At 59.7% G+C, this 12,821-nt stretch carries 11 protein-coding genes; 10 read left to right on the top strand and 1 reads right to left on the bottom strand.

The window, feature by feature from the left end; genetic code table 11:
* The first annotated feature begins 31 nt into the window (after window positions 1-31).
* The 7 genes from HNQ50_RS16820 to dxs all read left to right on the top strand — a co-directional run bounded on the left by HNQ50_RS16820 (window position 32) and on the right by dxs (window position 6,952).
* A complete protein-coding gene (locus HNQ50_RS16820) occupies window positions 32-1,048 on the top strand; it encodes a YheT family hydrolase (protein WP_184102362.1) in 1,017 nt (338 codons plus the stop codon).
* A gap of 18 nt (window positions 1,049-1,066) precedes the next feature.
* Window positions 1,067-2,422 (top strand): phosphomannomutase/phosphoglucomutase, encoded by a 1,356-nt coding sequence (locus HNQ50_RS16815; protein ID WP_184102361.1) that lies wholly within the window; start codon window positions 1,067-1,069, stop codon window positions 2,420-2,422.
* Between the two features lie 27 nt (window positions 2,423-2,449).
* Window positions 2,450-3,289 carry a carboxylating nicotinate-nucleotide diphosphorylase gene (nadC, locus tag HNQ50_RS16810; protein WP_184102360.1) on the top strand — a complete coding sequence of 280 codons (840 nt, stop codon included), beginning with the start codon at window positions 2,450-2,452 and terminating at the stop codon, window positions 3,287-3,289.
* A 194-nt stretch (window positions 3,290-3,483) separates the two neighbouring features.
* Window positions 3,484-3,729 (top strand): hypothetical protein, encoded by a 246-nt coding sequence (locus tag HNQ50_RS16805; protein ID WP_184102359.1) that lies wholly within the window; start codon window positions 3,484-3,486, stop codon window positions 3,727-3,729.
* Window positions 3,730-3,976: 247 nt separating this feature from the next.
* Window positions 3,977-4,213, top strand: a complete 237-nt coding sequence (gene xseB, locus HNQ50_RS16800) for an exodeoxyribonuclease VII small subunit (protein ID WP_184102358.1) — start codon at window positions 3,977-3,979, stop codon at window positions 4,211-4,213.
* 17 nt (window positions 4,214-4,230) lie between these two features.
* Window positions 4,231-5,097: a polyprenyl synthetase family protein gene (locus tag HNQ50_RS16795; protein WP_184102357.1), complete on the top strand. Its 867-nt coding sequence runs from the start codon at window positions 4,231-4,233 to the stop codon at window positions 5,095-5,097.
* A 13-nt stretch (window positions 5,098-5,110) separates the two neighbouring features.
* Window positions 5,111-6,952 carry a 1-deoxy-D-xylulose-5-phosphate synthase gene (gene dxs / locus HNQ50_RS16790; RefSeq protein ID WP_184102356.1) on the top strand — a complete coding sequence of 614 codons (1,842 nt, stop codon included), beginning with the start codon at window positions 5,111-5,113 and terminating at the stop codon, window positions 6,950-6,952.
* Window positions 6,953-7,758: 806 nt separating this feature from the next.
* Here the strand turns inward: dxs and proC are convergent.
* Window positions 7,759-8,556, bottom strand: coding sequence for a pyrroline-5-carboxylate reductase (proC, locus tag HNQ50_RS16785; protein WP_184102355.1), 798 nt, complete (start codon window positions 8,554-8,556; stop codon window positions 7,759-7,761).
* A gap of 864 nt (window positions 8,557-9,420) precedes the next feature.
* On the opposite strand from proC, the gene trhP reads away from it, so the two are divergent.
* The 3 genes from trhP to HNQ50_RS16770 all read left to right on the top strand — a co-directional run bounded on the left by trhP (window position 9,421) and on the right by HNQ50_RS16770 (window position 12,729).
* On the top strand, window positions 9,421-10,695 hold the full coding sequence (gene trhP, locus HNQ50_RS16780; RefSeq protein ID WP_184102354.1) for a prephenate-dependent tRNA uridine(34) hydroxylase TrhP: 1,275 nt from the start codon (window positions 9,421-9,423) through the stop codon (window positions 10,693-10,695).
* A gap of 85 nt (window positions 10,696-10,780) precedes the next feature.
* Entirely contained in the window at window positions 10,781-11,497 is a 717-nt protein-coding gene (locus HNQ50_RS16775; RefSeq protein ID WP_184102353.1) for a competence protein CoiA family protein, read from the top strand.
* Between the two features lie 239 nt (window positions 11,498-11,736).
* Complete coding sequence (locus tag HNQ50_RS16770; protein WP_184102352.1) at window positions 11,737-12,729, top strand: Gfo/Idh/MocA family protein; 993 nt, start codon at window positions 11,737-11,739, stop codon at window positions 12,727-12,729.
* The last annotated feature ends 92 nt before the right edge of the window (window positions 12,730-12,821 follow it).

Below are 12,821 nucleotides of genomic sequence, written 5' to 3'. Positions count from 1 at the left end.
ACCTTGAATCTGTCTTCGTCTGGCCTCGTCCATGTCCCGTTCCTCAATCCCTGATTTTGCTCCGTATCGTGCGCCTTCGTGGTTACCTGGCGGCCATCTGCAAACGCTCTATCCGGCCCTCTGGCTGGGCAATCGCGGCCCACAGTTCCGGCGTGAAACCTGGCAGACGCCAGATGCAGACGAAATCGCCGTGGACTGGCTGGATGGCGATATCAAACAGCCCCTGCTGGTGCTGTTTCACGGGCTGGAAGGCAGCTCCCGCAGTCACTATTCCCTGTCTTTGTTTGGTAGTGCCAAAGAGGTTGGCTATCGTGGTGTGGTGCCGCACTTTCGCTCCTGCGGGGACTTTGACAACCGCCTGCCAAGGGCCTATCACGCAGGTGATTCGGTAGAAATAGACTGGGTGCTACGCCGTATCCGTCAGCACAATCCGGACGCACCCATTTTTGCCACTGGCGTTTCGCTGGGAGGCAATGCCCTGTTGAAATGGCTGGGAGAACGCGGTTCAGCGGCGTCTGAGGTGATTGATGCCGCCGCCGCCGTCTGCGCCCCGCTGGATCTGACCGAGTGCGGTGCGGTACTCGATAAAGGCCTGAACCGGCAAATTTACACACGCGAATTTTTGCGCACGCTAAAACAGAAAATGGGTGACAAACTGCGCCTGCATGGCGACGTCCGTGTTGACCAGAACGCCCTGCGCCGCGCGGTGACACTGCGCGAATTCGATAACCTGGTGACCGCACCGCTGCACGGCTTTCGCGATGTCGACCATTATTGGAGCGCAGCCAGCAGCAAGCCGCATTTGCGGGGTATTACCGTGCCCACGCTGATTATCAACGCAAAGAACGACCCCTTTGTCCCGGCCCATATATTGCCAAAGCAAAGTGAAGTCTCTGCCGCAGTCACCTTGCTGCAACCCGCCACGGGCGGCCATGTCGGATTTGCCGATGGCATGCCGCCCGGGCGACTGGCCTGGTTGCCGCGCACTTTGCTCTCGTTTTTTGATGCTCACCTGCCGGCCCATCAGGCCACTGCGCAGGTTCTTTGATCGAAGGAGTTCCAGCTTATGTCCCGCATCGACCGCAGCCTGTTCAAAGCCTACGACGTGCGCTCTACCGTCGACAAACTGACGCCGGAAGCGGCGTACCTGATCGGCCGCGCCGCCGGCAGCATGGTGGCACGTGCAGGACATACGCTGTTTTCGGTGGCGCGGGACGGCCGGCTCTCCAGCCCTGATCTGGCGGCTGCACTCACCCGGGGTTTGACCGACTGCGGCCTGACCGTGCTGGACCTTGGCCTTGCCGCCACGCCCGAGATGTATTACGCCGCACTCTACAAGTCCGAAGGCTGCGGCGCGGTGGTGACCGGCAGCCATAATCCGCCCAATTACAACGGCATCAAGATCATGGAAGGCGGCGTAACGGTGGGCGATGCGCGCCTGGCCGGACTGGCCGACCTGATTGAGGCCGACGATTTTGTGAACGGCCAGGGCCGGGTAGAACAACTGGATATCGCCGGTGAATACATCCGTGACCTGTGCGCGCAAAACACGCTCAAGCAACCGCTTTCCATTGTCATTGACTGCGGCAACGGCGTAACCGGCGCCAGTGCCCCGCAGCTCTATGAACAACTGGGCTGCAAGGTGCATGGCCTGTTTACCGAAGTCGACGGCCATTTCCCCAATCACCATCCGGACCCGCAAGTTGCGGCCAATCTGGTAGACCTGCAACAGGCCGTGATCCGGACGGGCGCGGCAGTGGGGCTGGCGTTTGATGGGGATGGCGATCGGCTTGGCGTAGTGACGAAAAGCGGCCGTATCGTACCGGGCGACCATATTCTGATGTTGTTCGCCAAAGCCATGCTGGAGGCGCATCCGGGCGGCCATGTACTGTATGACGTCAAATCAACCCGCGCCGTGGCCGTCTGGGTAGCACAACTGGGCGGCACCAGCGAGGTGATTGCCGTTGGCCATACCCACATGAAAAAGCGCCTGAAAGAAACCGGCGCGCTGGTCGCGGGCGAGCTGTCCGGCCACCTGGCCTTCGGGCAATGGCGCTTTGACGACGGCATGTACGCCGGTGCCCGCATTGTGCAGATGATTGCCGCCGGCGCTGACCTGGATGCGCTGCTCGACAGCATGCCGCAGTTTATTTCGTCGCCGGAAATCCAGGTTCCCGTGCAAGAAGACGGCCACGCCGTGGTGGCACGGATCGCCAAAAACGCCAGGTTCCCGAGCGCCAGCCAGCTGATTACGGTCGATGGCTTGCGCATTGAATATCCTGATGGCTTTGGCCTGATTCGCGCCTCCAACACCACGCCAGTCCTCACCTTGCGGCTGGAGGCGGAAAATGAGGCCGCGCTGGCCCGGATTGAACAAGAAATCAAAACAGCCATCGCACCCTTGCCCTGGCCGGTACAATAAGCGCTTTTGCACTCAGGATTTCGCCCTATGACCGCTCCCGCTCATCACGTGATTGCTGCCAATGTGGCGGCTGCCCTGGCCGAAGACATTGGTCAATGTGACTGGACCGCACAATTGATCCCCGCCGGCCACCCGGGCGTGGCGACGGTGATTGCGCGGGAAGAGGCGGTGATTTGCGGCCAGGACTGGTTTGAAGAAGTCTATCGCCAGGTTGATCCATCCAGCCGGGTTCTGTGGCAAGTGGCAGAGGGTGAGCGCGTGGCGCCCAACACCTTGCTGTGCCGGGTGGAAGGCCAGGCCCGTAGCCTGCTGACCAGTGAACGGGCTGCGCTCAATTTCCTGCAGTTGCTGTCGGGTGTCGCGACTGAAACCCGCCGCTACGCGGATGCCATTACCGGCACCCAGGCCAAAGTATATGACACCCGTAAAACCTTTCCAGGCCTGCGGCTGGCGCAAAAATACGCGGTCAAGGTGGGCGGGGGAGAGAACCAGCGTATTGGTTTGTACGACGGCATCCTGATCAAGGAAAACCACATCATGGCCGCCGGCAGCATTAGCGCCGCGCTCAAGGCCGCGCGGGAACTGGCGCCCTCCCAGGTGACCATCCAGATTGAAGTGGAAAACCTGGATGAGTTGAACGAGGCATTGCACGCGGGGGCTACATCAGTGCTGCTGGATAACATGACGCTGGCTGACATGCGCGTGGCCGTGCAGTCTTCCCGTGGCCGTGCGGTGCTGGAAGCATCGGGTGGAGTTGATCTAGAGCAAATTAAGGCCATTGCTGAAACCGGGGTAGACCGCATTTCCGTCGGAAAACTGACCAAAGACGTCCGTGCGATCGATTTATCGATGCGTTTTGCACTCTGAAACCAGCACTGATTTATGAGAAAAACGGAGCCTCACCGGCTCCGTTTTTATTTGTGTCCTTAGCCAGAAAGGCCTGCGCGAATAAAAACATCGTTTTTTTGTGAGAAACTGCGGCGTCAATAGTACACAGGTGTCCGTTTGCGTAGACTTATCGGATATATCCTATGTTCTTATTGCATGCCCGATGGGACGAAATGATGGAATTTCTGGACGCACACTGGCTGGACTTTTACGGCGACTGGTTCGAATGGGCCCAGGACAACCTGGATGCTGGGGGTGACGCGCAAGATCTGCTGGAGATCATGCTCAAAGCCGGGGTGCCAGCAGGGTTTGCAGACCTGATGCTGCAAGCCGCCGCAGCCGATGATGATGAAGCCATGCTGGAAGAGGGCGCCATGTTTGCCGAAACCGAACACCACGATCGCCGCGTACTGCATTAATACCCACCGCCCTGGCCGCTGCGCCGGTTCATGCACTGGCGCAGCCGCCGGGCGTGTCGTCTCCGTGCACAGGCCCGGTGGCGTTGTGGGCTTGTGTATCTGCTTGATGTGTCTTGCAAAGCCGGTCAATGGCTCTGGCCGGTCGCCTCGTTGACCTGCTTGTCAGAGGCAACAGTCATCTGCCTGTCATTGACGCCAAAGCCGCCAATACGCTATGTTCGCTGGATTTTCCGCCGAGTTTTGCAGCATGCCTAAAACAGTCAAACAGCCGGAGAATTTTGAAGCCGGTTTTGCCGAGCTGGAAGCGCTGATCGCCCAGCTTGAGTCTGGCAACCTGGCACTGGAAGCCTCGCTCGCATCCTGGCAGCGTGGTCAGGAGCTTTTGCAATACTGCGAAGGCAAACTGGCCGACGCCGAACGCCAGCTCAAGGTCCTGGAAGGGGACCGCCTGCAGACCCTCAAAGTGGATGGGGATCAAGCTTGACCGACTTCAAGGAATGGATGCGCGACGTTCAGACGCGCATGGAAAATACGCTCGAACACGCACTGCCACCGCTGTCGCACGCGCCCTCAAGACTGCATGACGCCATGCGTTACGCCGTGCTCGATGGCGGCAAACGGGTGCGCCCCCTGCTGGTTTACGCCGCTGCGGAACTGGTGAACGGCAGTGCGCCCTGTACGGCCGCTGCCGCCGCCGCTGTGGAGATGATCCACGCCTATTCGCTGGTCCATGACGATATGCCGGCGATGGACAACGACGTGCTGCGGCGCGGCAAGCCCACCGTTCACGTGCAGTTTGATGAAGCCACCGCCTTGCTGGCGGGAGATGCCCTGCAAGCCCAGGCCTTTGATGTGCTGGCGCACGCCCCATTTGCCCGCGCTGCCGACCAGGTCGCCACCATGGCCGCACTGGCACGTGCTTCGGGTAGTCTTGGCATGTGCGGCGGGCAGGGTATTGATCTATACAGTGTCGGCCAGACACTGACTCTGCCCGAACTGGAATTGATGCATATTCTGAAGACTGGCGCGCTGATTCGCGCCAGCGTCATCATGGGCACGTATTGCGGCGAGCCCATGAGCAGCGAGGATCGGGCGCGGCTGGATCACTTTGCCAAGTGCATCGGCCTGGCTTTCCAGGTCATTGACGACGTGCTCGATGAAGAGTCCGACACCGCCACCCTGGGTAAAACCGTGGGCAAGGATGCCGCCAACCACAAACCGACCTACGTGTCTTTGCTGGGCCTGAAAGGCGCCAAAGACAAAGCCGCAGAACTCTTGAACGAGGCCTGCGCCGCGCTGGCACCCTTTGGCGAGCGTGCCGCCCGTTTGCAGGCATTGGCGGACTTTATCGTCGAACGCCGCAGCTAAAAAGAACAGAGTCATGACCACATTGCTTGATCAAATCAATTTGCCCGCCGATCTGCGCGCCCTGGACCGGGAAGACCTGCCGCAGGTGGCGGGTGAACTGCGCCAGTTTCTGCTGGACTCCATCAGCAGCACCGGAGGGCACTTTGCCTCTAACCTGGGCGCAGTCGAACTGACCCTGGCTTTGCATTACGTCTTTAACACGCCGTATGACCGGATCGTGTGGGATGTGGGCCACCAAAGCTATCCGCACAAGGTGCTGACCGGTCGCCGCGAGCGCATGGGCACCATGCGCCAGCAAAACGGCCTGGCAGGTTTTCCCAAGCGCGAAGAGAGTGAATACGACACCTTTGGTGTCGGTCACTCCAGTACATCTATTGGGGCCGCGCTGGGCTTTGCCGAGGCCGCCAAACTGCACGGCGAAAACCGTAAAGCCATTGCCGTGATTGGCGATGGCTCCATGACGGCCGGTATGGCGTTTGAAGCGCTCAACAACGCCGGCGACCGGGATGTTGACCTGCTGGTGATCCTGAACGACAACGAGATGTCGATCTCGCCCAATGTGGGCGCGCTCAACAACTACCTCGCCAAGATGCTCTCGGGCAAGTTCTACAACGGTTTTCGCAATGTGTCTGGCCGCATGCTGGACAAAGTGCCGCCGCTGCGGGAGCTGGCCAAGCGCAGTGAAGAACAACTCAAAGGCTTGTTCACCCCCGGCCTGTTGTTTGAAGAATTTGGCTTCAATTACATTGGCCCGATTGATGGGCACGATATCGACACGCTGGTCACCACACTGTCGAACATCAAGAACCTCTCTGGCCCGCAGTTTTTGCATGTGGTGACCAAAAAAGGTCAGGGCTACAAACTGGCCGTGGCCGACCCGGTCAAATATCACGCCGTGACCCCGTTCACGCCGGAAAACGGCATGACGGGCAAATCCAGCAGCAAGCCCAGCTTCACCCAGGTGTTTGGCGAATGGCTGTGCGACATGGCCGCCAAAGATGAACGTCTGGTCGGCATTACCCCCGCCATGCGCGAGGGTTCGGGCCTGGTGAAATTCGCGGAGCAATATCCCGCCCGCTACTTTGACGTGGGCATTGCCGAACAGCACGCCGTGACCTTTGCCGGTGGCTTGGCCTGTGAGGGCGTCAAGCCGGTGGTCGCTATCTACTCCACCTTTTTGCAGCGCGCTTATGACCAACTGGTACATGACGTCGCACTGCAAAACCTGCCAGTGGTGTTTGCCATTGACCGGGCGGGGCTGGTGGGTGCGGATGGCCCGACGCACGCGGGCTCGTTTGATTACTCGTTCCTGCGGTGCATCCCAAATATGGCCATTCTGGCCCCGGGCGATGAAAACGAATGCCGGCAGATGCTCTACACCGCCTTCCTGCATGATGGCCCCACCGCCGTGCGCTACCCGCGCGGCAGCGGCCTCGGTGCCACCGTTGAGGAGGAGATGACCGCCTTGCCCTGGGGCAAGGGTGAAGTCCGCCGCAAGGGCAGCAAAGTGGCAATCCTCTCCTTCGGCACCCGTCTGGGCGCGGCGCTGGAAGCCGGCGAAGCACTGGACGCCACCGTGGCCAACATGCGCTTTGTAAAGCCGCTGGACGACGCGCTGGTCGCAGAACTGGCCACCAGCCACGACTTGATCGTGACGGTGGAAGACAACGCCATCATGGGCGGCGCCGGCAGCGCGGTGCTGGAATCGCTCAGCGCCCAGGGCATCAAGATCGATACACTGCTGCTGGGCTTGCCGGATGGCTACGTGGAACACGGTGAGCAGCACAAACTGCTGGCCGATTGCGGGCTGGATGGGGCGGGTGTGACTGCGGCGATTCGCAAGAAGCTGGCTTGACTCGTTAGTCCGGCAAAACAAAAAACGGCCCTTTGCGGCCGTTTTTTGTTTGCTGATGTTCATCAAGAGCCATATCGCGGCCCTCACTCGCCTGACCCCTCACCGCACAACCCCATTCTTGCCGACATCGCCACCCCGGATTCCCGCTTTGCTCCATCCGGGCTACGGTGCTGCGCTCCGAATTCACCGTAAAGAGTGCTCACGTGTCGTCGCTGGATTCCGGCTCAGGGCCGGAATGACGAGTCAGTGGGGTGCGTGTTGAAGTGGCGGTGGCAGTGGCAGGGGCAGGGGCAGGGGCAGGGGCAGTGGATATTGCCGTTGCAGTTGGGGTTGTTTTTGACTTTCTCCCCCATAAAAGCCCAGCGCCGAGGGCGTGGAGGGAGACCCCAGGCTCCCGACCAACCGAGGGAAGCCCGGAGGGCCGCAGGGCGGGGTCGCCTTTCTTTGCCTACTTTCTTTGGCGAGGCAAAGAAAGTAGGGTGTTCCCGCCACCGCGGGTATCAAATGCCTTTCAAACCCGCGCCGCAAGGCGCTAACAGAGTTTCGGGTTTTACGGCAATGAAGGCGGATTGTCGCTCCGCTCCGAATCCACCCTACGACTGCTTTCTTTGGCGAAGCAAAGAAAGTAACGTGCTCCGGCCACCGCGGGTATCAAATGCCTTTCAAACCCGCGCCGCAAGGCGCTAACAGAGTTTCGGGTTTTACGGCAATGAAGGTGGATTGTCGCTCCGCTCCGAATCCACCCTACGACCTTTCCACGTCGCAGCATCCCGCCAGCAACCCCGGTATCAGGCTCGCCAACCCCCTCATTTCCCCGCCAACACCTTCGTCCGCGCCATACAGGCGCTCACCGCCTCAATCAAGGTACTGCGCAAGCCACCCGCTTCCAGCGCCGCAATGGCGGCAATCGTCGTGCCACCCGGCGAGCACACCTGATCCTTCAACTCGGCCGGATGCCGATTGCCATCGCGCACCAGTTGCGCCGACCCCATGACTGCCTGGCTGATCACACCATAAGCCTGCTGCCGGGGCATGCCGTGCTGCACGGCGGCGTCTGCCAGCGCTTCGATAATCACGCAGACATACGCCGGCAAAGAGCCCGCCACGGCAGAGAACACGTCAAACTGGCTCTCCTCAATAAATACGGCACGACCAAAGCTCTCAAAGATGTTTTGCGCCGCCGCGCGCTCATCAACCGATACCTGGGTAGAGGCACACAGTGCGCTCATGCCCTGGCCAATCTGGGCGGGCGTGTTGGGCATGCTGCGTACCACCTTGGTGTGTTCGCCGGCGTGGCGCTGTACGCGCTCGATCGGGTATCCCACGGCGACGGTCACAATCACGTGCCGTGGCTGCAGCAGCGGGCGTAACTGGGCCAGCATGGCGTCATAACCCTGCGGTTTGACCCCAACCACCAGAAAGTCTGCCAGGGCGGCGATTTCGGCCAGAGAATCAGAAGGCACCACATCCCATTTGTTTTGCAGGGCAATCAGTTTTTCGTGGCTGCGGTTGTAGCCGTGGATTTGCCAATCCGGGTGGGTGTGTTTAATACCGGCGATCATGGCGCCAGACATGTTGCCGGTGCCGATAAATCCGATCTTCATGGTGGAGAAACCTCGTGACGATGGCCTGGAAAACAACCATGTTAACCGTCTGGCATACCGCTGACATGGACGATTGCGTACAGCGGCGCGATGTACTCGCACCGGTTATCCACGCGCGGGCTGGACAAGCTTGTGTACGCCATGTGGGTAAGCGCCTCATCACCTTGATTTGCAAGGCTTTCTGGCCGCTGCCTGCAAAATGGGCAGCGTTGCAGCCCGATACGGCTGGGGATTATCCCCGCTTTGTCCGGGCTGAACTGTGCAGAGGCTGTGGATAAGGGCTTCAGGGTGCTGAGTCATAACGCTTTTTAAGCACTGATCAAAAAACAGGCAAAGGGCGTTTTGCAGGGTGTTTTCAGCAAAACCTGGGGATAAATCCGGCTGCCCTTTGCTGCGAGGCACCTCGCAAAACCAGGCTGCGTATGGTTTTCCACGGTTTTTGCGGAACAACCATGTTGGTGGTCTGTGGACAAGCGGGGCAGGCCGTTGACGCTAAACGGCTTTTTGGCACTGCCTGAAAAAGAGGCAATCCCAACGGGTTTTACACAAGATGCGGGCACAAGACTGTGCATGCCCTGTGGACAAGTGGGGCAAGTCCTTGTCCGCCCAGACATTTGTGGAGTGCGCCCGTTTTTTGGGCAATCTGCCAGGGTTCATAAGGGCATTGGCAGGTCGGTCACACCCTTTGTGGAAAAGAGTGGGTTGTCCACGCAAAACCCGGAACAAACATGTGTACGTGCTGTGGACAGATGGGGCAAACAACTGTTTTAGCGGCATTTTTACCACCTGCTTAAAAGAGAGGCAGCCGGCGCAGGGTTTTATAATTGTCGGCTTTGCTCCTTGCCCAGACGGAAACCCCTCTTTATGCGTCGCGCGCCAGAACTGTTGTTGCCTGCCGGTAATCTCGCCAAATTACGAACTGCCTATGATTTTGGCGCGGACGCGGTCTACGCCGGTCTGCCGCGTTACAGCCTGCGTGCGCGCAACAATGATTTCCGGCTGGAACAACTGGCAACCGGGATTGAAGAGGCCCACGCGCGCGGCAAACAGTTATTTGTGGCGGCCAATGTCTTGCCGCACAACGCCAAGGTGAAAACCTTTGTGGCCGATATGGCCCCGGTGATCGCCATGAAACCCGACGCGCTGATCATGGCAGATCCCGGTCTGATCATGCTGGTGCGGGAAGCCTGGCCGGATATGCCCATTCATCTGTCGGTGCAGGCCAATACAGTTAACTATGCCGGGGTGAAGTTCTGGCAGTCGCTGGGGCTCACGCGGGTGATTCTCTCGCGCGAACTGGGGCTGGAAGAAATCGCGGAGATTCGCCAGCAATGCCCGGATATGGAACTGGAAGTTTTTGTCCATGGCGCGTTGTGCATTGCGTATTCCGGGCGCTGTTTGTTGTCCGGCTACTTCAATCACCGTGACCCCAACCAGGGCACCTGTACCAATGCGTGCCGCTGGGATTACAAAGTCCACGCCGCAGGGGAGAGCGCCTGTGGCAGCGTGCCGCGCCATGATGCGGCTGACACCGAATACCTGATTGAAGAAGCCAACCGCCCAGGCGAATTGATGCCGATCATGGAAGATGAACACGGCACTTACATCATGAATTCCAAAGACCTGCGCGCGGTGGAACACGTGGCGCGGCTGGTGGAGATTGGCGTGGATTCGCTCAAGGTAGAAGGGCGCACCAAGAGCGCGTATTACGTCGCGCGTGCGGCGCAGGTGTACCGGCGGGCCATTGATGATGCCGTCGCTGGCCGGCCGTTTGATCCGACACTGCTGGCCGATCTGGAAGGACTCGCCAACCGGGGTTATACCGCCGGCTTTTTGCAGCGCCATCACAGCCATGAAACGCAGAATTATCTGGATGGCCACTCCCAGTCCCGCCAAAGCCAGTACGTGGGCGAGGTGCTGAGCGTGACCGATGGCTGGGCGCAGATTGAAGTCAAGAACCGCTTTGCGGTGGGCGACCAGCTGGAAATCATCCACCCGTCCGGCAATCAGGTGCTGGCACTGACCGCCATGCGTGATGGGGAGAACCAGCCTGTCAGTGTGGCGGCGGGCAATGGCGTAGCGGTGTCCATTCCGCTGCCGGCGCACCTCAACGGTGCCTTGCTGGCACGTTTGTTGTAGCAGCGGCGCTGGCGGGCTGATTGTCGCACTACGGCAAGCTGTCTCATTTCGTTATCATGGCGTTCTGATTACAAGGAGATAGTCCATGACTCATCGCGCCACAGACCCGAACGGGCAAGGAATCCAGAGCGCGGAGTGGTTCCGGCAGACCTATGGTGACAACGCCAAAGGCCGGTGCGAAATCTGCGATGCCGACATGGTGCTGCGGGTGGCCCACCCGCCACATACCGTGACCCACTTTGCCCACAAGGCAGGCAGCCGGTGTAGCTCGCTGGCGCAATATCGCCACGCGGTGTTTGATCTCAAGCCCTCTGCGCTGGACCTCGATAACGGCAAGCGTGTGCGGGCCTGGGTACTCAAAGAACTGTATCCGGTGTACCTGAAAGCGTATTCGCTGTCGGGCCGCAAACTGTCCTGGGGGGATTTCCAGCGCGCGCTGATCGATGCCAATACCCGTGGTATTTTCGATTACGCCGGGCTTGAGCCGCACTATCTGCCCTATTTGTTGCTGTGCCTGCACCCGGAACATTTTCACGATAAAACCACCTACGACACCATTGATGCCTACTTTGTGCTGCCTGCCGGCATGAAGCATCTGGATGACTTGTGGAGCAAGCGGGGCGAGGTCAAGCAACTGATATGGAAGGTCTCCCACATTGCGCGGCAGTCCCGGCGGGGCGCGCCGCAGTCGGTAGAAATGTTTACCGAGGTAGAAGCCATTGCGATTGACGATGCGCCGTTCTACATCCCCACCTGGGTGGCCTCGGCCCAGGCCAAGCTGGAACCCTTGCTGGCGTTCTGATCCATGGTTTGCGGCAGTCAAGTTTGACCTGCCGCAATACTTTATGTGAGCTGGATCAGGTGTTGTACTTACGCCGTAACCCTTATACGTCTTTTGCTTCCTGTCGGTGGGCCGCGTAACGTTACGCAAAATTGCATAAGAGCTGTTCACAAAACCGCACTGGGTATTCCGTCCCGGAATAAGCCACCCGGCTTTGTGACTGGCGCCAGAACAATACCCGACTCGCAGGAAGAATATCCATGACTCACCCCGTCAAGCTCGGGCTGATTGGTTGCGGCGTTGCGGCGCGCGAACTGCACTGGCCGGCCTTGCAGGCTGTGGCCGAAGAGGTCGAACTGGTGGCTGTGTGTAATCGCACCGCGCAAAAGGCCCAGCACTTTTCGGCCATGGCTGGCGGCGTGGACTGGTACGTCGGGTGGGATGAACTGTTGGCCAGACCCGATATTGAAGCCGTCGATATCGTTCTGCCCGCCACTGAAAACCTGGCAGCCACCCGCGCGGCACTCAAGGCCGGCAAACATGTTCTGGTCGAAAAACCCCTCGCCCCGACCGCAGAGCAGGCCCTGGCCATGCTGGATCTGGCCCGTTCCTGGCCGGATCGCGTCACCATGGTGGCCGAAAATTTCCGTTATGCCGCCGCGTTTGAGCGTATCCGCAACTGGCTCGATTCCGGCGAAGCCGGGCGGCCGTATGCGCTGAACTGGAACGCCATGATGCTGATGCACGAAGACAACCGCTATATCGCCAGCGGCTGGCGTTCTTCTGACGCCTTCCCCGGTGGGCTGGTGCTGGATGCGGGCGTGCATTACATGGCCGTGGTGCGAGACCTGTTGGGCGAGATTACCCGGGCAACGGCCAGCCCCAGCCAGGTGAACCCGCATCTGGGGCGTTACGATGGTGCGGCGTTCACCCTGAATACCGCCAGTGGTGCGACGGCCAATATCAATCTGTATTTCTCGGCCGCGGCGCACAGCGAATGGCGTCTGGTGCTGCTGGCAGAAAAAGGCAGCGCCACTTATGACGGCCGCACACTAGTCCTGAGCGACGCTGGCGGCCGCACCCGCGAATGGCGCCGCGACGACGATGACGGCTACGCCAGCGAGTTGCGTGCCTTTGCCCGCGCCATCCGTGGTGGCAAGCCGGTTGCCAGCAGCTTTGCCGCTGGCTGGCGCGACATGCTGCCCATCGTGCGGGCGATGGCGACACCGGGTCAGTGGGTTGATCTGGGCTGAACGCATGCCGGCGTGTGGGCAAGTCTGTGGATAAGCTGTCGACAAGCCGGTATGAATTGTGGAATTGTGGGTCAATCGTTCATCAAGCCTGT

The sequence above is a fragment of the Silvimonas terrae genome (assembly GCF_014202765.1).
In the GTDB taxonomy this organism is placed as follows: Bacteria; Pseudomonadota; Gammaproteobacteria; order Burkholderiales; family Chitinibacteraceae; genus Silvimonas; species Silvimonas terrae.
This window is presented reverse-complemented; position numbering and strand designations above follow the sequence as displayed.